This is a genomic window from Verrucomicrobiia bacterium (assembly GCA_019634625.1).
Lineage (GTDB): Bacteria > Verrucomicrobiota > Verrucomicrobiia > Limisphaerales > CAIMTB01 > CAIMTB01.
Genome location: JAHCBA010000016.1, coordinates 56,868 through 80,077, shown reverse-complemented (window position 1 = coordinate 80,077; position 23,210 = coordinate 56,868). Strand labels below are relative to the sequence as shown.

Sequence of the window (23,210 nt, the reverse complement as noted above, 5' to 3'; positions counted from 1 at the left end):
TTATCCGCCTTCCCTCAGCCTCCGTACAGCGCCGCCACCTGCTCGCCGTATCCATTGTATTTCCGTGTCCGCACCCGGTCCCCCGTGTCGATCATCCGCTCGGTCGCCTGCGACCACCTCGGATGCGGCACCCCCGGATCCACGTTGCTCTCGAACGGGTACTCCCGGGGCTGCACCGTCTCCCAGAAGGTCCCCGGCTGCTCCGCCACGAACTCGATCTTCACCAGGCTCTTGCCCCCCTTGTATCCGTACTTCCACGGCACGATCAGCCGCAGCGGCGCCCCGAACTGCTTCGCCAGCGGCTTCCCGTACACCCCCGTCGCCACCCACGTCAGCGGATGCAGCGCCTCGTCCAGCCGCAACCCCTCCGTGTAGGGCCATGGATACTCCGGATTGTCCCCGATTCCCGGCATCTGCTCCGGCTTCGCGGCCGTCACGAACTTCACATACCTCGCCTCCGGCTTCGGACCCACCCATGCCGCCAGATCCCGGAAGGCAAACCCCGTCCACGGCACGATCATCGCCCAGGCCTCCACACATCGGAACCGGTACACCCGTTCCTCCAGCGCCATCCGCCCCATCAACTCCGCCGCATCCAACGTCACCGGCCGCTCCACCAGCCCGCCCACCTCGATCGGCCACGGGACCGTCTCGAACCGTCCCACCCTCCGATGCACGTCCTTCCGAAGCGTGAACTCGTAAAAGTTATTGTACGTCGAGGCCACCTTCTCGTCCGTCAGCCGCCACCCCGGATCGAATTCCGGGTTCCGCAGGTGCGGGTATCCCGCCCCATACACCTCCATCCCCCTCTCCTGCCCGCGCGCTCCCCCCGCCCCCCAGATCCCCACCCCCGCCATTCCCAGCGCCGCCAAGAACGCCCGCCGGTTCAGAAACGCCGGTTCCGCCGTCGCCAACCGCTCCGGTATCCGCCACGAGGGTCGAATCACGATCTGGCTCATATCCCAACCATGTCCGCCCCCACCCCTCCCCCCTCAAGAAAATTCCCCCCCTCACCCCCCATGGGGCACCTCTCCGTTTCTTGGAACTCGCGGACGCCAACCCTCGTGAGTCCTCGCACTCAGCCCCAAGCGCGCTACTCGCGATACACAATAACAATAATCGGTCAGGCTTAATCGGTCAGGCTATTTGCCATTGACGCACAACCGGGTCGGGCACCCCCAATAGATATCCAACCCGATTGCCCTGGATGCCTCGTCACCACCAAGCGCCCCAGGCCGTCAATGTAACTCGCCTGCTTTATTATTATCCAAGTCAACTGAAAAACGCCTGCACCATTTTAGTCTTGCCGTCAATAGTACAACGCCTGCCTTATTATCTTCATCGATGGACTCTTCCCCCCCACTCCCAACCCCTCCTACCCCCGAACCCGCCCGCCCCCCCCCAGCCTGACCCGCAGCGGCAGTTCGAACCCGCAGGTCCCCGGGATTGACTCACCCACCCACCCCCATCCCCATGCTCACGCCAGCAGGCTCGGGCTCGCTTTGGGTTTGGGCAGCATCCCGCCCTAAATCCGCACGGTTGCGCCATTCCCCCCGCCCGTGCATCCTCCCGTCATCCACGGCATTCGCCCCGCTCATCCGCACTCAGCCATGAATTCTTCGCCTGCCTGCCATTCCGCGCCGTCCCGGACGCCGCCCTCCGCCTTCACCCTCATCGAACTCCTGGTGGTCATCGCCATCATCGCCATTCTGGCCAGCATGCTCCTGCCGGCCCTCGCCAAGGCCAAGGCCACCGCCCAACGCAGCCTCTGCACCAGCAATTCCAAACAGTGGGGCCTCGCCATCAATGTGTACGCCTCCGACTCCGACAACTCGTTCCCCGACAACACCGACGGATTCCACCTGAGCTGGATGGGAACCAACATGGCGTCCTTCTGGCGCGATTATCTCATCAAGTCCGAGAAACCCCGCACCCGCGGCGAAAAGAAGCCCCAGAACCACGTCATCTTCTGCCCCACCGACGAATGGCATCGCCAGGCCGATACCTGGCGCTTCGGCAACGCCTCCTCCGAAGTCCAGCCCATCCTTACCGGTTACTTCTACCTGCCCGGCCGCGTGGACGGAAGCTGGCCCTACAACAGCGAGGGCATCGGGCCCTGGCACTTCCGCAAGAAGCTCGGCGGCGAGTTCACCGGCGCCCCCATCCTCATCGATCGCATCCAGGGCCTCGGACCCCGCACCACCAACGTCTACGACGGCCGCCTCCGCTGGACCACCATGGATGAAGGCCGCAACTGGAAAACTCCCAATCACGCCGGAAGCGGCAGGGGCGCCCCCACCGGTGGCAACTTCACCTTCGAGGATGGTCACGTGGAATGGCGCAACGGCAACCGCGTCTCCCTCGGCTCCGGCTCCGGCGAGTGGCAGTGCTTCTACAAGATCCCCCTCTAGTGCCCCTGGTGCCCGAAGGGCCGGCGTTCTCGAAGGCCGGCCTACCCCAACAAGTACCCGCCCGTGCATCCCTGAGTTGTGGGTGAGGAGGCAGCGAATCGGAGGGACGGACTCCGCGAGTCCTCAATCCAACGCTGCACTTCCCTCGCGGCCTCGTGGAACTCGGCCCTCCGAAGCAACGCTTCGCGAAGTTCGCGCCTCCACCCACAACTCCAGGATGCACCGAGTACCCGCCCCGGACGCACCCAACGCGCCCCTCCGCCTCCCCGCGCATCACCGGCACAGCGCCGCCGCACTCGTTTCCCCAAGCGTCGGCGTCACCCAGTCCGCCCCGTGGCTCCGCAGCGCCTCAGCCGTGAACTCCCCGGTCGCAACCGCCAGGCATCGCGCCCCGATCGCCCGCGCGCAGGCAATGTCCAGCGGCGTGTCCCCGATCACCAGGATCTCGCTCCCCTCCAGCACCCGGCCCAGATGCTCCCCACCCCGCTCTCGGGCGATGGCCGCCAGACGGTTCCGATCCTCATCGTCATCGGCGAACGCCCCCATCTCGAACTCGGTCCACAGCTCGTAATGGCGGAGCTTCAGCTCCGCCCCCAGCCGGATGTTCCCCGTCAGCAGCCCCACCAGCGGCGGGTCGGGCAGGCGACGCAACCCGTCAAGGCTCTCCCAGACCCCGGGCAGCACCCGGCCAGACAGCCGCCCCAGAAAGTGGTCCAGCCAGAACACATAGTCGTCGAGAAACCGGTCGATGTTGGCCGGCGTCGCCGGAAGCCGATGCCGGGTCAGGAACTCCCGGACGATCGCCCGATCCGTACGCCCCGCGAAGGACAGCCCGGCCACCCCGTTGCCCTGCCCGAAGGTGTGCCGGGCCACCGCCGCGAAGGCCTGCTGCCCCGCACCGCCCGTGGCGATCAGGGTGCCGTCAATGTCATACAGTACCAGCCGTATCATGAATCCTTCTCCGATGAACCTGGCCCCGTCGGGGTATGGCGGTCCGCATCGCCCGCCGCCGGGCCCGCACGCACCACGCGCACCCTCGCCACCCGCGGTCCCAACGCCTCTTCCACCCGCAGCACATAGCCGCCCACAGGCACGGTGTCCCCCTCGCCTGGAAACCCGCCCAGCCGCTGCGTCAGCCATCCCCCCACCGAACTCACCCCCACCCCCTGCAATGGCTCACCCACCAGTTCCGACAACTCGTGCAGGGGCAGGTTTCCCGCCACCTCCCAGGTGTGCTCGTCCACCCTCGTCTTCAAGGGCTTCTCTTGATCGAACTCGTCCTGAATCTCCCCCACCAGCTCCTCAAGAATGTTCTCGAGCGTCACCAAACCCACCGTGCCCCCGTACTCGTCCACCACCACCGCCATGTGCAACCGACGGTCCAGCAGGAAATGCAGCACCCGCTCCAGCCGCGCCGTCTCAGGGATGTAAATCAGTGCGCGCGCCCAGGGACGCAACTGCGCCGCCGTCCCCGTTCGATGCCGCTGCGCATAAAGATCCTTGGTGTGGACCACTCCCAGCATCCGGTCGGGATTGCCGCCCTCGCACAACGGAAACCGTGAGTACCGCGTCTCTTCCGCCACCTTCACACACGCCTCAATGGTGTCCTCCGTGTCGAACACCACGATCTCCGGACGCGGCTGCATCACCTCCCGCGCCCGCCGCGATCGCAGATCCAGGGCGTTCAAGACCAGGTCCCGCCCAAGGGCCGGCGTGGAACCCGGTTCGGATCGCGACCGTTCCGCCGAAGTGATCATCAGCCGCAGCTCGTCCTCGCTGTGGTGCGCCTCCGCCATCGCCGGATCCCCCAGCCCCAGCCGGCGCAACACCCATCCCGAGGTCCGGTTCAAGGACCAGATCAAAGGAAAGCAGGTCCAGTAGATCAGCCACAGCGGGTGCGCCACCACCAGGCTGATCGGCACCGCCTTGCGCAGCGCGATCGACTTCGGCGCCAGTTCCCCGACCGCGATCAGCACGAAGGTGTTGATCAAGAACCCCACCAGAAACGAAATCGTCCGCCGCACCTCCGGCGACTGCAACCCCACCGCGCCATAGACCGGATGGAGCAACTCGCTGAATAACGGCTCCACCAGCGCCCCCACCCCCAGACCGCACAACGTGATCCCGAGCTGCACCGTGCTCAGGTACCGGTCCAGGTTCCGAACGATGTACCGCGCCAGCCGTGCCCGACGGCTCCCGCGCTCTTCGAGCGGACGCAACTGCGTCTCCCGCACCCGCACCAGGGCGAACTCCGCGGCCACGAAAAAGGCGTTCAGCCCCACGATCAGCACCGTGGCCAGCCCCTTCAGCATCAGCGATCCGGCATCGTCCCAGTTCATCCTCAGAGTTGCACCTTGCCGAACATCGCCCGCAGCAGATCGTTCAACGTCACCACACCGCTCTCCCGCGCCCGGCCATCCAACACCACGGCGAACCGTTGGCGGCCCCGCTGGATTCCACGCAACGCCTCCTCCAGACGCGTGGTCTCGGACACGTACAAGGCCGGCTGCACCAGGCTCCGCAGCGGCCGGTCCGGATCGGGTTCACCCTCGTACAACAGCTTGGCCACCGACACCACCCCAAGCACCCGCCGTTCCCCGTTTTCGGTGTTCCACAAGGGCACATACGACACGGGCCGCTCCCGCACCCTCGCCAGCAGGGCGCCCACCCGCTCCGAAGCGTCCAGCGTCAACGCCTTCCTCAGCGGCGTCATCACGTCCCGCACCCGCAGTTCCTGAAGGTCCAGGACCCGGTTGATCATCCCCAGCTCCTCCCTCGAAAGCGAGGGCGCCGATTCCTCGATCGCCAGCCGCACCTCCGCCCGGTTCGCGAAAAACGGCCCCGTAAACGCTTTCCCTCCGGTCCAGTTCATCAACGCCCGCGATACCGATTCGGTCAGCGCCACCAACGGCAGCAACAGCCCCCGCAGGAATTGAAACGGCCCCACCCCCGCCAGACACAACCCGGTCGGAAACCTGCGAAACAGCAGCTTCGGCAGCAGATCGGCCACCAGGTGAAACGCCAGCAGCATGCCCACCACCCCTCCCATGAACACCGCCGGTTGACCGTTCAACCCCATCTCCAAATGCCACGCCACCACCGCCACCGCCACCAGCGCCGCCAGCGTGTTCCCCACCACGATCGTCCACAGGAAACTTTCCGGATTCTCCAGATACCGCTGCAGTCGCACCGCCCGCCAGTCCCCTTCCCGCGCCAGTCGCCGGATCCGGAACCGGCTCAGCGCAAACAAACCCGCCTCCATCCCCGACAGCACGAAGGCCACCGCCCACGCCCCCACCACCAGCGCCACCCACATCGCCTCGCTCATCGCCCACCCACCCTCTCCACGAGCAACTCATGCACCTGCCGCTCATCCACCAACTGCGCCGTCAGCCGCAATCCACCCACCACCGCGCTCTCCCCGGGCCGCGGCACAATGCTCAATTCCGTCATCAGCAACCCCCCCAGCGTCGCCACCTCCCCCATCTCCGGCAGCGCCGGATGCTCCCGCCGGAAATCCTCCAGCCGCATCGTCCCGCTCACCCGCCACCGGCCCGGCCCCAGCTTCTCGAACACAAACCCCCGGTTCGCCGCATCCCCCGACATCGGCCCCAACACCTCCGCCAGGATGTCCTCCATCCGCACCACCCCCGCCACCGCCCCGAACTCGTCCACCGCAAACGCCAGGCTCTTCTGCTGACCCTGCAGCGACTGGAACAGCCGCAGCAGATTCATCGTCTCCGGCACAAACGACGGAAACTCCATCGCGTCCTCCAACTGATGCGCCGGGTCCAGCAGAAACCGCCTCGTGTCCAACACCCCCACAATCGTGTCCGGCGATTCATCGTAAACCGGCAGCCGCCGGTGCCGCCATCGCCGCGCCTCCGCCACCAGCTCCTCCAAACTCAGATCGTCCGACACCGCCGCCATCGTCGTCCGTGGACGCAACACGTCCCGCGCCCGCTTCCGGTCCAGCGAGATCAACTCCCCGATGATCTCCTTCTCCGAACTCCCCAGCGCCCCCTGCTGCACCGCCACCTCCAGCATCTCCCGATATTCCTCGTCCGTCGTCGGCGCCCCCTGCACCATCCCCGGCGCGAATCGCGCCAGCACCAGGTCAATCAACCGCTGCGCAATGCGCCGCAACGGTCCCGTGATCCGCACCAGCAGCGCCACCGCCGGCGCCACCCGCGCCGACCACCGCTCCGGCGACCGCACCGCCAGCGTCTTCGGCAGCACCTCCCCCACCACCAACACCCCGAGAAACGCCCCCGCCAATGTCATCCACACGCTCCAACCCCGGCTCGTCGCCACCACCAGACACGTCACCACCACCATCCCGTTCGCCAGCGTGTTCATCAGCGACAACGCCGCCAGCAGTTCCTCCGGTCGTTGCATCAGCCGGGCCGAAACTCCCTTGCCCCCCTTCTCCCCCTGCCACTCCCGCAACCGCCAGCGGCCCAGCGAAAACAACGCCGTCTCCGCCACCGCACAAAAGAATCCCATCCCGGCCAGGGCGACCAGGATCGGAACCGCAACCATGGCGGATAACTCCATCGGCCCGTCACTCTGCCCAACCACCCCCCCGCGGCGGAAGCCCCCAGTCGCCCCCCCCACCACCACCCGGGCGCATCTCCATGGTGTCGGTACCGAGCCAGCGAACCGGAGGGACGAGCTCCGCGAGTCCTCAACCCAACGCGCCACACCGTTGCGGCCTCGTGGAACTCGGCCCTCCGAAGCGCCGCTTGGCGGAGTTCGCACCTCTACCGACAACTCCGGGATGCACTGGTCGCCGTCGGGGCCGGCAACTTCCCCTTCCATCGGGTCCCGGAAACCCGGAGGGTTTCCAGAGATTAGCCGGGGGTCGGGCCCGGCTCCGCGGGTTCGACCCCCGGGCAGAAGCCCCACCTCGCACACGACCCCGCCAAGGGTCGCAGCAGCACCATCCGTGAGATCCAAGCAGACTCGACGCTCGGAACTCTTGAAACTCCCCCAAACCACCCCTCGCAGCGACTCGTACTCAGCCCGAAGGGCGGTACTCGTCCTCGTCCTCGAACCCGCAGGCACACCTCTTCGATGGTCGCCCTGGGGCTGGCCCGATCGGTTCGATCCAGCTCGGACTTCCCATTCCGCGTGGAAGCCGGTGGGAGCGAGGGGAAGGGCGATTACGATTACGATTACGATTACGATTACGAGTACGAGTACGAGTACGAGGCTTGGTGGTAAGACCTGAGAGGCACCCCAAAACAAAAAGGCGACCCCGGCGCCTTCTGCATCGGCACCGGGGTCCGCTCACACATCAAATGCCCCACCGTGAATGCCGTGTACGGGACAGTTCCTTTGAACTGCGAGGAACCAAGGCGGGACGCGCCCGGCAGCTTTCGACTTCCAGTAAAGGCCTGTCGGCCACCATCTGGGCTAGGGTCCCTGAGCATCGAGCTTACGGTTCAAGGACGTTGTTCCAATCACGAGCATGGGCAGGGCAAATCCCTGAAATCGCTTTAAAAGATCAGCACTCCCGACGGACTGATTCACGCACCGGCACCCGCCTTTCTCAAGGGCGAAATGCCCCCCCCGCCGCTCCCGTGCATCCCGGAGTTGTGGGGAGAAGTGCGAACTCCGCTAAGCGGACAGGGCTGATTCAGCCGGATGAGGGGATGACGTTTGCCGCATTGACCGGGACAAAACCCGCCCCACCGTGCCCGGCATGTTTTTGATCCGTTCCTCGGCGCTGGGGGTATGCGGGCTGGCCCTGGGCTGGTTGAATGCGTCCGCCGCCGACTGGACCCAGTGGCGGGGCCCTGACCGCACCGGGATCATCGCCGCCGAACCCTGGCCCTCGAGCCTGGATGCCACCGCCCTGCAGCGTCTATGGAGGATCGAACTCGGCCCAAGCTATTCCGGCCCGGTGGTCGCGGACGGGCGGGTGTTCGTGACCGAGTCGAAGAACGACACCGAAGAGCATGTTCGGGCCTTCGATCGCCAGACCGGTGCCCCCCTCTGGCAGACGCACTGGCAGGGATTCGTCCGGGTGCCCTTCTTCGCCCGACGGAATGGGGACTGGATCCGCGCCACTCCTGCCTGGGACGCCGGTCGGCTCTACGTCGCCGGGATGCGCGACCGGCTGGTCTGCCTCGATGCCTCCACCGGCGCGGTGATCTGGGAGAAGGATTTCGTGTCCGAATTCCGAGCGCCCGTTCCGGAATTCGGTTTCGTAAGTTCACCGCTGGTCAGCGGGGACACGGTGGTGGTGCAGGCGGGCGCCTCGGTCGTCTGTCTCGACAAGCAGACCGGTACGATCCGCTGGCGGACCTTGCAGGACGGCGGCGGCATGTGGGGCAGCGCCTTCAGTTCACCCGTGCGGGCCACCCTGGCTGGCCAGGATCAATTCGTCGTGCAAACCCGCGACAAGCTCGCAGGCGTGCAACCCGACACCGGCCAAGTGCTGTGGGAGCAGCCTGTGAAGGCCTTCCGTGGCATGAACATCCTCACACCCCTGGTGCGGGACGACCGGGTCTTTACCTCGGCCTACGGCGGTCGCGCTCACCAGTTTCGCATCGCACGGCAGGACGCCGGCTTCTCCGTCGAGGAACTCTGGTCCGCCCGTGCCGAGGGCTACATGGCATCCCCGCTTCTCATCGAAGGGCACCTCTATCTGCATCTTCGCAATCAACGCGTCGTCTGCCTCGACTGGGAAACGGGGGCCCAACGCTGGGAATCCGGGGAGAAGTTCGGCAGGTACTGGAGCCTCGCCGCCAATGGACGCCAGATCCTCGCGCTCGATGAGGATCGCACCCTGCATCTCGTCCATGCCGACCCCGCCACATTCCGACTGGCCGGCTCCCAACGGGTCGCCGAAGAGGAAACCTGGGCCCACCTCGCGGTCAGCGGCACGGATCTCTTCGTCCGAGATCTCGCCGGCCTCACGGTCCTTCGCTGGCGCCCGGCAGTCTCCCCGACCGCGGCGCCCTGACCCCTCCCGGATCGCCCACAGCCCAACGCCGACGGTACCTCTCCAAGTTGTCGGTGAGGAGGCGGCAAATCGGAGGGACGAGCTCCGCGAGTCCTCATCCCAACGCACCCCATCGTTGCGGCCTTGTGGAACTCGGCCCTCCGAGGCGATCCTTCGCGAAATCCGCACCCCTACCCACAACTCCGGGATGCACGGTAACGCCGGTGGCTTCCGGGGGCTCAGTCGCGATTCGGCTGGGGTGTGTACCGCAGGTACGGCTTGATCCGGCGAATCCCCTTCGGAAACAGGGTCGCCGCCTCGTCGTCCTTCACCGCCGGCACCACGATGCAGTCCTCACCGTCCTTCCAGTCCGCCGGCGTCGCCACCCTGTACCCCGACGTCAGTTGCAGCGAATCGATCACCCGCAGCAACTCCAGGAAGTTCCTCCCCGTCGAAGCCGGGTAGGTCAAGGTCAGCTTGATCTTCCGGTCCGGCCCGATCACGAACACCGACCTTACCGTCGCCTTGTCGTCCGCCTGCGGGTGAATCATGTCGTACAGGCTCGCCACCGTCCGGTCCGGATCCGCGATGATCGGGAAGTTCATCGTGCAGCCCTGCGTCTCGTTGATGTCCCCAATCCATCCCTGGTGCGCCTCGATGGGATCCACGCTGACCGCAATGATCTTCACGCCGCGCCGGTCGAACTCGACCTTCAACCGGGCGGCCGTCCCCAACTCGGTGGTGCAGACCGGGGTGTAGTCCGCCGGATGCGAGAACAGGATTCCCCACCCTTCCCCCAGCCATTCATGAAAACGGATCCGCCCCTCCGTCGTCTCCGCGTCGAAATCCGGCGCCAAATCGCCAAGTCGTAGTGCCATCGGTGAAGCCCCTTCCCTTCCTGATTGTCGGTTGAAACGCGCCCGCAGCGTACAAACCCCGCCCCCCGGTGCAAGCCGGCCGTGCTCCGCCCCGCCCCCAGCCACTCGGGTGTTCCGGTGCAGAACGGGATTCCTGACCCGACCGCCAGGGCCAGGAAGTCGCTGCACCCCGGGCACCGGGCCCTGACCCTATTCGGCAGACGTCGAAAAGGCGGGCCGCGCATGCCTCGATGCATCCCTGCGCCCGGGCTTGCGGGCCGGGTGATCTCCGCGTCGATGAAGCGGTCCGAGCTGCCGCCGCAGGGCCGGCAACCCCTTGGACAGATGCCCTCTCGGCCCTCCCCCGAACACCGGGAAAGGGCCTGAACATCCGGATGCCAGCCGCCGGACCGTCATCCGTCACCGACAGAGTCGCATGCCCAATGCGGCAACCGCCGAAGTTCCAGCCCGCCTTCCCCTGGAATCCCATCCGCTAACCTGCTCTGCCAAAGGATATTACAAGCGTGGTGCGCGATAGAGGATTCGAACCTCTGACCCCCTCCGTGTCAAGGAGGTGCTCTACCACTGAGCTAACCGCGCCCAACCAACGGGGTGGCGAGAGTGGCGAACCGCCTGCTCCATCGCAAGCCCGGAGTGGGTCGTCTGAAAGGTTGAAATGGCTGACGGGTTGGCCCGGGGGCATTTCGTTCGATTGGACCGGCGGCGCGGCCGGGATTCTGACCGGGCGCCTGGGCGCCGTTCGCCAGGTGCGATCGTTGGGCCTGGAGCCGCCAATCCCGGCAGCCTCGGATTCAATCCCTCTCGGGCCCCTGTTCGTCACGATGGTCTCGTCACCGGGAAGCCCTACGCGGAATCTGGACCGGCATGGCGCCCGGCGATCTCCCGAACGCTTTCCCCGCCTCCCCGCTGCGGTTCGGCCGGCGGGCGGCGGTCCTGACCCTGACCATCGCCACGCTGCTCGCCGTCGCCCAGGCCAGCCAGATGTTCTGGGCCGCCGGCGCCTTCGGCCGAGGCATGCCCTGGATCGTCGCCTTCGCCGGCGCCCTCACGGACACCTGGCTCTGGGCCGCGCTGGTGCCGGGCATCTTCGTGCTCTGCCGCCTCTTTCCCTTGTCCACGCCGCGCTGGCCTGCGCACCTGGCGGTCCACCTCGGCGCGGCCTTCGTCTCCGCCGTGCTGTACAGCACGCTCCACACCTCCTTCAACGAATGGCTGGTGCCCGACGATCTGCAGCCCGCCCACTACTTCCGCGGACCCCGCCCGCCCCGCGACGGGCCTCCCCGGATCGGTCCACCGCCTCATCCACCGCCCCCAAGCGATCAGGGGGTCCGGCCCCCGCCCCTGCGGGATCCCCACGCGGAACCCGACTTCTCCGACCGGGTGCGGTTTCTGCTGATGCGCCATCTGACCCTGCACCTGCTCCTGTACTCCGCCGTCCTCGGGGTCGGCCATTGGAGCCTTCAGCAGCATCGATTTCTGGAACGTGAACGGCAGGGTCGGGAACTGTCCCGTCAACTCGCCGAAGCCCGCCTCGAAGCCCTTCGGATGCAGCTCAACCCGCACTTCCTCTTCAACACCCTCAACGCCATCGCCACCCTGGTCCATCGTCAACCCAAGGCCGCGGACGACATGATCGCTTGCCTCAGCGATTTTCTGCGCCTCACCCTTGGGTCCGCCAACACCCCGGAAAGCCCCTTGCACCAGGAACTCACGTTTGCCCGTCGGTATCTCGACATCGAAAAGGTGCGGTTTGGGGACCGGCTCACGTTCGAAGAGGACGTCGAAGCCGCCTGTCACGCGGCGCTGGTGCCCACCCTTGTGCTTCAACCGATTCTCGAAAATGCGATCCGGTACGGTATCGAACCCGCCGAACGTCAGGGAACCATCCGCCTCTCCGCTTCCCGACTCGGCGACCGCCTCATTCTCCGCATCGGCGACACCGGCCCCGGCCTGGATCGCGGGGCGGCACCGCGGGGCGCCGGCATCGGCCTCACAAACACCCGCGCCCGACTCCGGGAACTCCATGGCGACGACGCCTCGTTGACGCTCGCCGACCGGCCCCAAGGCGGCCTCGAGGTGGAGATCCAACTCCCCTGGCGCACGACCACAACGACGGCATCCCCTTCTCCAGCGGCACCCGTCTGATCCCATCGCGCCCGAAGCAACCCGGCCTCCAGCACCATGCCCCTGCGCGCTCTCATCGTGGACGACGAACCGCTCGCGCGGGAACGGGTTCGCACGTTCCTGACCGAGGTGCCGGACCTCGAACTCGTCGGGGAATGCGCCTCTGGAACCGAGGCCCTCAGCGCCATCGTCGAACACACGCCGGACATCGTCTTCCTCGACATCCAGATGCCCGGCATGACGGGGTTCGAAGTGCTGCGCGCGCTGCCGGCGGAGGTACACCCGGCGATCCTGTTCACCACCGCCCACGATCAGTTCGCCCTTGAGGCGTTCGAGGTGAATGCCGTGGATTACCTCCTCAAGCCTTACAAGCGCGACCGGCTTCTCCAGGCAGTCGAACGGGCCCGGCGGTCGGTTCACGCCCACACTGCCGCCCCCGCCAACCAGCGCCTCACCCAGTGGCTCGATCAAAGGATCCCGGTCCCACCCGGCCAGCGCCGCTTGCTCGTCCGCAACAATGAACGCGTCGTGCTCGTCCGCCTCGATGACATCGACTGGATCGAGGCCGCCGGCAATTACGCGATCCTGCACACCGGCAAGACCAACCACGTCCTCCGTGAAACCATGGGGCACCTCGAGGAACAACTCCCTCCGGACCTGTTCTTCCGGATCAGCCGTTCGGCGTTCGTTCACCTCCATCGCGTCCGGGAACTTCATGCCATGCCCGGCGGCCAGTATGTGGTCCTCCTTCAGGACGGCCAGAAGGTCACCATGACGCGACCGCTGCGTGACATTCAGGAACGCCTTTCGGCGCGCTGACGGCCCCGCCAAGTTCCACCTTGCGCGGTCTCCCGACCCGCGTACCGTCGCACCGTGACCGCCGAGGCCGTACGCACACGCTGTCACCATTGTCCCCCGGGGGTCGCCGCAACGCGTCCCCCGCAGGCGCCGGATCCCACCCGCCCGGCTCGTTCCGAATCTGGACGGATCAGACCCTGAGCCAAGGATCTTCAGCCCATGTCCGCCGCCTCGCTCCAAGCTGCCCCCATGGCCCGCCTCGCCGGGCGCCATGGGGACCCTAAACCCAACGGCTCCCACCCCGCCCCGTCGGCGCCGTCCGCGGCCCCCGCACACCGCGTCCCTGCATCGCCGGTGCCGGCCGCCCTGGCGTTCCTTCGGGATGCCATCGACGAAGTCGCCTTCGCCCACCACTTCCTTGCCAGTCACGAACAGGCGCTCGTCGCCTTGTCTCCCGATCCGGCCGAGGTCCTGCACCCTCCGACCTCGCCGGAAACCCCCGCCCAACGCGCCGACCGGCTCCTCCACGCCCATCGACTCCTCGAACGCCGCGTCCTGGACGACCTGGCCCGCGTCGAACTGGCCCTCGAATCCCTCCACACCACCGGCGTCGCCCACCTCGAATCCTCGGTCGCCCAAAGCCGCCAGACTCTGCTGGAACAAGTCATCGCGCCGAGTCTCGCCGTCCTTCAACTCGACCAGGACGGCGGTGTCGAATCCCCCTTCAAGCACCTTCGACCCGCCGACATCCTCGACCTCCTGCTCCGCGCGCCCGATCATGAGGAACGCGCCATGCACGAGGCCGAACGACTGCTCCGTCAATGCCCGGCCGTCCGCCAGTTGAAGGAGGACCATTCCCAACTGGTCGGCCTGCGTGACGAACCGGGGGCGCGCGAAGCCATCGATGACGCCGCCCGCACCGCGGAGAGCGCCGAACACGGCTGGCACCTCCCATGCCCCGCCCACGGGGAAGTCCGCGACGTCGTCCTGCTCCTGGACCGTCTGAACCGGCTTCGCACCGACCTGCGTCAACGCCAGGACCACCTCGCGCAGCTCGAACCCCGATTGCGCGCCCTGTCCCACCCGGCCGCAGCCCTCGCCGAACCGGTCGAGTCCCTCGTCCTCGCCCGATTCACCCCCTGCGACGCAACCGCCGGCTCGACCCGCTTCGACCCCGACGGCCTGGCGGCCCTGTTCGGCGAGGATTCTCCCCTCCGCCCGTTGATCGCCCGGCATGGCGGACTGCCCGTGGGTCAGGTCCTGCGCGAAACCGTCGCCCGGGCCATCGACCGCCTGTCCCAACCGGCGCCGGACGATCCCGTCCCCCTCGATCCCCTGGCCGACCGGCTCCGTGCCTTCGTCCGCACCCTGGTCCGGCACGATCTCCTTCAGGACCCCCCCTTCACCCAACACCTCACCGGCTGGATGACAGCCCGGGTCCACTTCCAGTTGGGTTCCGATCTGGCGGCTGTCCTCGAAGACCTTCGCGGGGTCCACGAGCCGGACCAACACCCGATCCTCCCTTCCCCCGCCGCCGCCGAGCGTGTCGAAGACACCGTCAACGGGCTCCCTGCGGCCGACCCCACCGACGCCACAGCCTCCCGGCCTGTTGTCGATCTCCTCAACGCCCTCTCCGCCCGCCTCCGCGCAGCGGACACGCCGATCGACGCGAGCGAACTCGAGTTCCTGCTCGAGGCCGCCTCCGACTACGTCCGCCGCCGGCTCGCCTTCGAGGCCCAATCGGCCGATCGGTCCGCCTACGTGGCCAGGGCCTGGACCGCGGCAGGCCGCCAACGGCGGATGCTCCGCGATCTGGGGGAGGAACGCCCCAATGCGGTGCAACTGGCCCAGATCGATGCCGAACTGTCCGAAGCCTTCGAAGTGCTCCAGGCAGATCTCATCGCCTTCCCGAACCCGGCGGAGAGCCCCTTGACGCGGGCCTGTCAGACCCTCCGCAGCCTGGCGGACGAGGTTGCCGCGCTGTTCCCTCCCAATCGTGCCCGCCTGTCCCGGCCCGGCCGGCGATCCACCGAGCCCGATGCCGCTCCGACCGCCCTCTCCCGGATGGCGTCAGCCCTGTCCGGGCGGCTGGAAGCCTCGGTCCCGGAACTGCCCACCATCGCCTCGCTGACCCCCGAGCTCGAACGGATCGTCGATCTGGCCGTCAACCATCCGGTCCCGCCCGAGGCCACCGCGGCCGCCGCGCTGGCGCGCAAGGCCGGCATTGGCACCGAAGAGGTGGCGCGCCTTGTGTTTCGGCTCGACGAGACGGAGCCCCTGCCCCGCCTCGTCGCCGCCGACCTTCGGTAGTTCCGGAGTTCGATCAGAGCGCACCGCCGGCCAGTTCCTCGTTGCTGAGGGCATTGAGGATCTTGAAGTGCTCGGCATGCATGCCGGGATCCGGCCGGAACGAGATCTTCCCGAAGAACTTCTTCTCGAGTTCGATGATGAACCGCTCGTCCTCGCGCCGCATCCGGTCGTACACGGTGGGATGCACCACGATCCGGACCTGGAAGTCCGATTCGTCGCGCGGCCGCCGCCGCAGCAACTCCACCAGCTTGCGCTGAATCTCCACGCTCATCGTCTCCGCACTCTTGATGCGGCCCCGTCCCCGGCAATACGGACAGGTGTCATGCACCGAGGACTGCACGCTCTCGGTCTGCCGCTGCCGCGTCATCTCCAGCAACCCCAACGGCGAGATCGGAAGCAGATGCGTCTTGGCCTTGTCCCGGCGCAGCCCGTCCCTCAGGCGGTTGAACACCGCCCGCTGGTCCTTCGGATGCCGCATGTCGATGAAATCGAGAATGATCAGTCCGCCCACATTGCGGAGCCGCAACTGCCGCGCAATCTCGTCCGCCGCCTCCAGGTTCACCTGCAGAATGGTCGAGTCGAGGTCCTTGCCCGACTTGTGCTTGCCCGTGTTGACGTCGATGGCGACCAGCGCCTCGGTCTCGTCCAGCACGATGTACCCCCCGCTCTTCAAGTGGACCGTCCGTTGGAAGGTCGTCTCCAACTGCCGGGTGATGCTGAACCGGTCGAAGATCGGCTGGGGTTCGTTGTAGAACCGGACCTTGTTGATCGAACGACGCGAGATCCGCTCGATCATCTCCCGGATCCGATCGAACTGCTTCATGTCGTCCACCAGGATCCGGTCCACATCCTCGGTCAGGAAGTCCCGCACGGTCCGGGCTACGAGATCCGGCTCCTCGAACACGCACGAGGCCGCCGGATGCTTCTCGATCCGGCCCTGGATCGAACGCCACTCCTCCAGCAGCAATGCCAGGTCCCGCACGAAATACCGCGCCTGCTTCCCCTCCCCCGCCGTCCGCATCACCACCCCCATCCCGTCGGGAATCGACAGCTCCCGCAGGATGCGCTTCAGCCGGGCCCGTTCCTCGGGGTTCTCGATCTTCCTCGATATGCCCGACTGATCGGAATTGGGCAGCAGCACCAGGTACCGGCCCGGCAGCGACAGGTTGGTGGTGATGCGCGGTCCCTTGGTCCCGATCGGGCCCTTGGTGACCTGCACGATGATCTCGCTCCCGGCCGGGTAGAGCCGCGGCACATCCTTCTGCGTGATCTTCGGGCGTTCCCGGCGGCGCCCCTCGCGTTCCACCACCTCGACGTTGCTGTCGAACTGGCTGGGAACGATGTCCCAGTAATGCAGGAAGGCGTTCCGCTCGAACCCGATGTCCACAAACGCCGCCTTCAACCCGTCCTCCAGATTCCGCACCCGCCCCTTGAAGATGCTCCCCACCAAACGCTCCTCGTTGGTCCGCTCGATGGTGAACTCGTCCAGGCGCCCCTCGTGCAACACGGCCACGCGCGTCTCCAACGACTCCGCGTTGATGATGATCTCCTTCCCGCTCGGGCGCTTCGGTCTCAGCAGCCGCGTCACCTTGGCCACCATCCGCCGCGCCGCCGTCCGCAATGAATCGAGCAGGCTCTGCGGCTGCTGGTTCTCCGGCTCGACCGGCTCCGCCGTGGCCACCCCGGCCGCCGGCTCTGACGGCTCCGCAGGCGCCCCGCCGTCACCGGCAACCGCGGCCACCCCCGGTTCGGGATCGCCCGGGACCGTCGCTGTCGCCGTCGCCGCGGACGACGCCGGTCTGGCATCCGCCTCCCCGCCTCCGGAGGCCGACAACGCCAGCCGTTCCGCCTCCTCGATCTCCGAGGCGTGGCTGCGCGTGTCGAAGACGTCCTCCTGGGGCGCTCCGGACAACTGGGCCCGGGCCTCGTGGGCCGCACGCTCCGCCTGGGGCGTGATGGCCTGTGACGTAATGCCTCCTGATGGACGATAACGGGCCCCGCCTCGGCGGCGGCCGGAATACCTGCGATCACTGCTCATAGGGGTCAGTAAGCTCTGCGATAAAGGTGAACATTCTGAAGCAAGCCCACGGCCAGCAACGCGCTTACCGCCGCCGAACCTCCATAGCTCAGCAGCGGCAGCGGGATGCCGGTCACAGGCACCAAACCGATATTCATGCCGACGTTGACGAAGACGTGGGAAAACCATAGGGCAACCACCCCGGTCGCCAGCAACCGTCCCAGACGGTCGCGTGCATCGCCCGCCACCCGGATGCCCGTGAAGAGCACGACAGTGTACAGCCCGATCACCACCACGCTGCCCACAAAGCCGCTCTCCTCCGCGATGACGGAAAAAATGAAATCGTTGTGCGCGCCCAGCCTCGGCAGATAGCCGAGCGCGTTCTGGGTGCCCTGGCGCCAGCCCTTCCCGGTGAGTCCCCCCGATCCGACCGAGATCAGCGCCTGCTGCACGTTCCATCCCTTCTGCCGCTGCAAATCCCGAAAGTACGCCCGCTGCTCCGGGGTGGCGTCGGCCGGCGCGAAGTCCCGCCCGAAATACACCATCAGCCGGTGTCGCTGGTACTCCTTCAATTTCAGAACCTGCCAGCCTTCGGGCATGAACAACACGTCCACCACCAGCAGGCCGCCCACCACCGCCCCCGCCCCCACCATCCGGCCCAGAACCCGCCTGGGCACCCCGGCCACGTACATCATCGCCAGCGCCATCGGGATCAGCACCAGCGCCGAGCCGAGATCCGGTTCCAGCAGGATCAGCCCGAAAGGCAGCGCCACCAGGGCCAGCGTCTTCACCACCACATTGGTCATCCGCAACTCCTCCAGCGGCCGGCTCAGGAACTGCGCCAAGGCCAGCAGCACGGCAATCTTCGCAAATTCCGATGGCTGGAACTGGAACGGCCCCAGATCGATCCAGCGTCGGGCGCCATGCCGGTAGGCCCCGAAAAACAACACCCCCACCAGGAGCGCGATCGCCAGCCAGTACCCGACCCATGCCCACCGGGCCAGCACGTGGTAGTCCACCAGACACAACACCGCCACGCCCACCAGTCCCGCCCCGAACCAGATCGCCTGCTTCGTCGTGGTCGCCGAATCCCCCAGGGTCGAGCTGTGAACGAACGCCAGCCCGATCAGCATCAGCCCCGCCACCGCCACCCACAACGGCCATGCCACCCGCGCCGGCCGCTGGATCAGTTCCCGCGCCGCCCTGGTCATGCCCCCCCCCTTCCGGCGGCCGGCAGCCCACCCTCCGACACCCCCGCCCCGCCCGGCCGTCCCACCACCGTTCCCATCGCCCCGGCATCCCACCCCCCCGCCTCCTCCCGCTGCCGCAGCGCCTGGAAAATCTGACGCGCCACCGGCGCCGAGGTCCGCCCCCCGGAACCCCCGCTCTCCACCATCACCGCCACGGCGTACCGGGGAGATTCGTACGGCCCGAAGGCCACGAACCAGGTGATCTTGTCCACCAGCACCCGTCCCCGCGTGACCTCCGCCGTCCCGGTCTTGCCCGCCACCCGGAATCCCTCGACCGCCGCCTCCCGACCCGTGCCCTCCCGCTCCTCCACATCCGCCACCATGGCCGCCCGCACCAGCGCCAGGTGCCTGGCGGAGACGCCCAGTTCGCCCCGAACCCGCACCGGTTCCTGCGAGAGCAACCGCCCTTCCGCCGTCTCGATCCCCCGCACCAGGCGCGGTTCGAGAACCCGGCCCCCGTTCGCCACCGCCGCCGTCATCACCGCCATCTGCAACGGCGTGACCGTGATCGGCCCCTGCCCGATGCTCAGGTGGCAGGTGTCCCCCTCCGTCCACGGATTCCGCTGCGCCCGGCGCCGCGCCACAAACGCTTCGTCGGGCAGAAACCCCCGCGACTCCGCCCCCAGCGACACCCCGGTGGGCGTTCCCAACCCGAACCGCTCGGACATGGCCACGATCCGCGCCCGGCTGGTCTTCAGTCCGTGGTCGATGAAATAGGCGTTGCTCGACCGGATGAAGGCCCTTCGAAAATCGTACTCGCCCGCCGGTGCCGTGTCGTTGATCCGCCGGTCGCCCACCGGCCAGTACCCGGGATACGTGTGTCGCGCCTGGGGATCGAGCACCCCCGCCTCGAGGGCGGCCAGGCCGACGACGATCTTGAAGATGGAACCCGGGGCGTACGCCCCCGACACCGCCCGGTTCATCTGCGGTCGCAACGTTTCGTCGTTCAGGCGGGCGTAGGCCTCATGGGACATCCCGGACACGAACTCGTTCGGATCGAAGGCCGGCGCCGACACCAGCGCCAGCAGGTCCCCGTTGCGGACGTCCATCACCACGGCGGCCCCGCGCGTCGTCGGCCCCGCCACCCGCGCCAGCGCCCGTTCCGCCGCCAGTTGGATGGGCACGTCGAGGGTCAGGCGCAGGTTTCGACCGGGCTCGGTCGGCCGCAGGACGGTCTCCTCATGGCGATAGCCAAAACTGTTCACCCGCAGCGCCTTCACCCCGGCCCGGCCCCGCAACACATGGTCGAAGCGTCCTTCCACCCCGGCCACCCCCTCGAAGTCCCGCAGCCGGTACCGGAATACCAGCGGCTCGGGATCGTTGTCCGCCTCGTCCGAGCGGCGCAGATGCCCAAGCACATGGCCCGCCAGACGCCCGTAAGGATAGTTCCGCACCGCCTGCACCTCGAGGTCCACGCCCGGCGTCCCCAGGCAACGTTCGAAAAACTGCGCCATCTGCCCCGGAGTGAGAGCCTCCGCCACCGGCAGCGGCAGGGCCAGGGCCTGGACGTAATGCCGCACAAACCGTTCGGAACTGACCGGGAGCGTATTCCCCAGTGCCTGCGCCACCACGGCCACCGTGTTGCTGTACACCGTGAGGCGCGCCTGCTCCTGCAGCTTCCGGCTGGCTTCCCCACGCGGACGCGACCCGCCATGCGCCCGCCGAAAGTCGGGAAGCAGCCGGTTCGTGTACTCGAAGGTGAAGGACGGCCGCAATTCCTCCAGATACAGGTTCACGTCGTAGCTCGGCCGGTTCTCCGCCAGGGCGCTCCCGTTCCGGTCCAGGATCTTGCCCCGCACCGCCGGAACCCGCACCAGCCGCACCGATTGCGCCTCCTCGCTCCGGGCGTACCGCTGCGCGGCCAGCACCTGCAGCCGCCACAATCCCGCCAGCAGCAGCACCATCCCGACCAGCACGACCGCCGCCAGCGCCCGCAGGCGCCCGTCGTGCCTCTGCAACTGCTCCAGGATCAGCATGGCTCAAAAACGTCCCCGCTTGATCTCCCGGTTGGCCCGGTACACCCCGTCGGGAATCCGCCGGTATTGAAACGCACCGTCGATCCAGCGAAACAGCCGAAAGATGACCGGAGTCGCCACCGTCCCGGCCGCCGTCACCACCAACACCTGCCAGATGGACCGCATCCCCAGCGTCGGAAGTTCCGTCAGCCCCGGCTGCCGCTCCGGCCAATGCCCCATCCCCGGCCCCGGATGCGACACCAGCGGCCACAACAGGAACAACAGCGCCAACGTCAGTGCCGTCGCAACCAGGCTTCCCGCCCCCCCCAGCAGGGCCTGCGCCCAGACCGAATCCCGCAGCAGCAGGTCCCGCCGCAGGTGCAGAACCAACCCGACGGTCGCCAGCGGCAGCACGCTCAACCCGAACGGGCCCGACGACACCGTGTCCGCGGCCAGCCCCGCCACCATCGCGGTCGCCACGGTCACCCCGAGGCCGCTGCTCAATGCCGCGTACACCACCAGCGCCGGCATCAGGTCGGGCTGCGCCGACAGCACCCCGCGCACCGCGTCCCACCGCCACTGCGCGAAAGCGAGCAGCACCGGGGAGAACATCAGGGAGGTTGGATGCACCCAGTTCATGGCAGCATGACCCACACCACGTCGAGCGCGCCAAGGTTGACCGAAAGGCGCGCCCGCGCCTCCAGGTAGATGCCGTCCCCCACCGTCCGCGTATCCACCACCTCGCCCACCGGAATGCCTCGCGGAAAAACGCCCCCCTGCCCGCTGGTCACCACCCTCTGACCCGGCCGCACCACGGCGTTCCGGGAGAGATACGACACCTCCACCATCGCCCCTTCCAGGTCCCCGCCGGAGGCCCCCCGCACGATTCCCGCCTCGCCGGTTTCGACCAGGGCCACCGCCACCGGGCAGTTCGGATCCCCCAGCAGCACCACCCGCGAGGTCCAGGGCCCCGCCTCCGCCACCCGGCCCACCAGGCCTTCCGGGGTCAGCACCGTCAGGTTCGGAGTCACCCCATGCCGCAACCCCACATCGAGGTGGACACTTCGCCACCAATGCGAGGGATCCCGTCCGATCACCCGCGCCGGCCGGAGTTCCCAGCGCGACCGTTGGGCGTACCCCAGCATCTGCCGCAGCCGGTCGTTCTCCCGGTGACTCGCCTCCGCCTCGGTCAGGGCCAGACGAAGCCGCTCGTTCTCCCGCTCCAGCGCCTCGAGCCGCTCGGTCCAGGTCGCCTTGGCCGTGAACACGGAGGCGACCCGTTCCAGAACGGATTGGGCGGATCCGGCCAGCCCGAAGAGCGGCAGGAAAAGTCCGTGAAACGCCATGCGGACACGCGACCGGGTATGGTCCGGCAGGGCCAGGATCGCCAGGGCGCCCAGCCCGACCACCACGAGAAGGATCAGGTGCGGTTTTCGCGGCATTCCAGCCCCTCAGGCGGTGCTGGAGGAGGCGACTCTCTTGAGGAAGGAAAGTTCTTGCAGCACCCGTCCCGTCCCCTCGGCCACGGCACTCAGCGGGTCGCCGGCAATGTGGACCGGCAATCCGGTCTCCTGCGCCACCAGACGGTCGATGCAGCGCACCAGCGCCCCGCCGCCCGCCATCACAATGCCGCGATCCACCAGGTCCGCCGCCAGCTCGGGCGGACACCGTTCGAGGGTAAGCCGAATGTTCTCCAGGATGCTCGAGAGCGGTTCCTTGAGGGCGTCGCGAATCTCCTCCGACCGGATGGTCAAAGTCTTGGGCAGTCCACTCCCCAAGTCGCGCCCCTTGACCTCCATGGTCAGTTCCTGCTCCAGCGGAAAGGCGGAGCCGATCCTCATCTTGATCTCCTCCGCCGTCCGTTCGCCAATCATCAAATTGTAGGCCCGCTTCATGTGCGCGATGATCGTCTCGTCGAACTCGTCGCCGCCCACCCGCAGCGAACGGCTGAACACGATCCCTGCCAGCGAGATGATCGCGATCTCGCAGGTGCCGCCCCCGATGTCCACGATCATGTTCCCCGCCGGCTCATGCACCGGCAACCCCACCCCGATCGCCGAAGCCATCGGCTGCTCGATCAGATACACCTCCCGCGCCCCCGCATGCGTCGCCGAATCCTTCACCGCCCGCTTCTCCACCTCCGTGATCCCCGACGGCACCGCCACAACCACCCGCGGCGCAATCAGCTTCCGATGATGCACCTTCTGGATGAAATGCCGGAGCATCGACTCGGTCACCTCGAAGTCCGCGATCACCCCGTCCTTCATCGGCCGGATCGCCACGATGTTCCCCGGCGTCCGACCCAGCATCCGCTTTGCCTCCTCCCCCACCGCCAGCACGTTGGTCGTCCCCGCCTGGATCGCCACCACCGAAGGCTCCCGAAGCACGATCCCCCGATCCCGCACGTACACGAGCGAGTTCGCGGTCCCCAGATCGATTCCAATGTCGTTGGAAAAGAGGCCTTTAAGCTGCGCAAACATGAAGTCAGCCTACGCCCGTCAGGCTACGGGCCGCC

At 67.3% G+C, this 23,210-nt stretch carries 17 protein-coding genes, 1 tRNA gene and 1 other RNA gene; 5 read left to right on the top strand and 14 right to left on the bottom strand.

Going from position 1 to position 23,210, the window contains the following annotated elements:
* Nucleotides 1–14: 14 nt before the first annotated feature.
* On the bottom strand, nucleotides 15–959 hold the full coding sequence (gene msrP, locus KF833_11510) for a protein-methionine-sulfoxide reductase catalytic subunit MsrP (GenBank protein ID MBX3745923.1): 945 nt from the start codon (nucleotides 957–959) through the stop codon (nucleotides 15–17).
* A 651-nt stretch (nucleotides 960–1,610) separates the two neighbouring features.
* Between msrP and KF833_11505 the strand changes: the two genes are divergently transcribed.
* On the top strand, nucleotides 1,611–2,411 hold the full coding sequence (locus tag KF833_11505; protein ID MBX3745922.1) for a type II secretion system protein: 801 nt from the start codon (nucleotides 1,611–1,613) through the stop codon (nucleotides 2,409–2,411).
* A 273-nt stretch (nucleotides 2,412–2,684) separates the two neighbouring features.
* Here the strand turns inward: KF833_11505 and KF833_11500 are convergent, their stop codons facing one another.
* The 5 genes from KF833_11500 to ssrS all read right to left on the bottom strand — a co-directional run bounded on the left by KF833_11500 (nucleotide 2,685) and on the right by ssrS (nucleotide 7,898).
* Entirely contained in the window at nucleotides 2,685–3,362 is a 678-nt protein-coding gene (locus tag KF833_11500) for a haloacid dehalogenase-like hydrolase (GenBank protein MBX3745921.1), read from the bottom strand.
* On the bottom strand, nucleotides 3,359–4,723 hold the full coding sequence (locus KF833_11495) for an HlyC/CorC family transporter (protein MBX3745920.1): 1,365 nt from the start codon (nucleotides 4,721–4,723) through the stop codon (nucleotides 3,359–3,361). Before KF833_11495 ends, KF833_11500 begins: the two co-directional genes overlap by 4 nt.
* Nucleotides 4,724–4,752: 29 nt before the next feature.
* The gene (locus tag KF833_11490; GenBank protein MBX3745919.1) at nucleotides 4,753–5,739 is read right to left on the bottom strand and encodes a DUF21 domain-containing protein; all 987 of its coding nucleotides are present in this window, start codon (nucleotides 5,737–5,739) and stop codon (nucleotides 4,753–4,755) included.
* Nucleotides 5,736–6,953, bottom strand: a complete 1,218-nt coding sequence (locus KF833_11485; GenBank protein MBX3745918.1) for an HlyC/CorC family transporter — start codon at nucleotides 6,951–6,953, stop codon at nucleotides 5,736–5,738. Before KF833_11485 ends, KF833_11490 begins: the two co-directional genes overlap by 4 nt.
* 759 nt (nucleotides 6,954–7,712) lie before the next feature.
* A non-coding RNA gene (gene ssrS, locus KF833_11480) (6S RNA) lies at nucleotides 7,713–7,898 on the bottom strand.
* A 220-nt stretch (nucleotides 7,899–8,118) separates the two neighbouring features.
* Between ssrS and KF833_11475 the strand changes: the two genes are divergently transcribed.
* Complete coding sequence (locus KF833_11475; GenBank protein MBX3745917.1) at nucleotides 8,119–9,384, top strand: PQQ-like beta-propeller repeat protein; 1,266 nt, start codon at nucleotides 8,119–8,121, stop codon at nucleotides 9,382–9,384.
* 218 nt (nucleotides 9,385–9,602) lie between these two features.
* Here KF833_11475 and KF833_11470 read toward each other — a convergent pair whose 3' ends face one another.
* Nucleotides 9,603–10,241: a peroxiredoxin gene (locus KF833_11470; GenBank protein ID MBX3745916.1), complete on the bottom strand. Its 639-nt coding sequence runs from the start codon at nucleotides 10,239–10,241 to the stop codon at nucleotides 9,603–9,605.
* Nucleotides 10,242–10,745: 504 nt separating this feature from the next.
* A tRNA-Val gene (locus KF833_11465) sits at nucleotides 10,746–10,820 on the bottom strand.
* A gap of 285 nt (nucleotides 10,821–11,105) precedes the next feature.
* Here KF833_11465 and KF833_11460 point away from each other — a divergent pair.
* The 3 genes from KF833_11460 (at nucleotide 11,106) to KF833_11450 (ending at nucleotide 15,473) form a co-directional block, all read left to right on the top strand.
* Nucleotides 11,106–12,386 (top strand): sensor histidine kinase, encoded by a 1,281-nt coding sequence (locus KF833_11460; GenBank protein MBX3745915.1) that lies wholly within the window; start codon nucleotides 11,106–11,108, stop codon nucleotides 12,384–12,386.
* Nucleotides 12,387–12,422: 36 nt separating this feature from the next.
* A complete protein-coding gene (locus tag KF833_11455) occupies nucleotides 12,423–13,184 on the top strand; it encodes a response regulator transcription factor (protein MBX3745914.1) in 762 nt (253 codons plus the stop codon).
* Nucleotides 13,185–13,382: 198 nt separating this feature from the next.
* Nucleotides 13,383–15,473 carry a hypothetical protein gene (locus tag KF833_11450; protein MBX3745913.1) on the top strand — a complete coding sequence of 697 codons (2,091 nt, stop codon included), beginning with the start codon at nucleotides 13,383–13,385 and terminating at the stop codon, nucleotides 15,471–15,473.
* A 13-nt stretch (nucleotides 15,474–15,486) separates the two neighbouring features.
* Here the strand turns inward: KF833_11450 and KF833_11445 are convergent, their stop codons facing one another.
* From KF833_11445 to KF833_11420, 6 genes are read right to left on the bottom strand one after another with little or no spacing between them, the layout of a single operon-like run.
* Nucleotides 15,487–17,511: an Rne/Rng family ribonuclease gene (locus tag KF833_11445; GenBank protein ID MBX3745912.1), complete on the bottom strand. Its 2,025-nt coding sequence runs from the start codon at nucleotides 17,509–17,511 to the stop codon at nucleotides 15,487–15,489.
* Nucleotides 17,512–17,516: 5 nt separating this feature from the next.
* Nucleotides 17,517–18,701 (bottom strand): rod shape-determining protein RodA, encoded by a 1,185-nt coding sequence (gene rodA / locus KF833_11440; protein MBX3745911.1) that lies wholly within the window; start codon nucleotides 18,699–18,701, stop codon nucleotides 17,517–17,519.
* Nucleotides 18,698–20,716, bottom strand: a complete 2,019-nt coding sequence (locus KF833_11435; GenBank protein MBX3745910.1) for a hypothetical protein — start codon at nucleotides 20,714–20,716, stop codon at nucleotides 18,698–18,700. The genes rodA and KF833_11435 overlap by 4 nt, the downstream gene beginning before the upstream one ends.
* A gap of 3 nt (nucleotides 20,717–20,719) precedes the next feature.
* Entirely contained in the window at nucleotides 20,720–21,334 is a 615-nt protein-coding gene (gene mreD / locus KF833_11430; GenBank protein ID MBX3745909.1) for a rod shape-determining protein MreD, read from the bottom strand.
* On the bottom strand, nucleotides 21,331–22,137 hold the full coding sequence (gene mreC, locus KF833_11425; protein MBX3745908.1) for a rod shape-determining protein MreC: 807 nt from the start codon (nucleotides 22,135–22,137) through the stop codon (nucleotides 21,331–21,333). The genes mreD and mreC overlap by 4 nt, the downstream gene beginning before the upstream one ends.
* Nucleotides 22,138–22,146: 9 nt before the next feature.
* Nucleotides 22,147–23,175 (bottom strand): rod shape-determining protein, encoded by a 1,029-nt coding sequence (locus KF833_11420; GenBank protein MBX3745907.1) that lies wholly within the window; start codon nucleotides 23,173–23,175, stop codon nucleotides 22,147–22,149.
* Nucleotides 23,176–23,210: the final 35 nt, after the last annotated feature.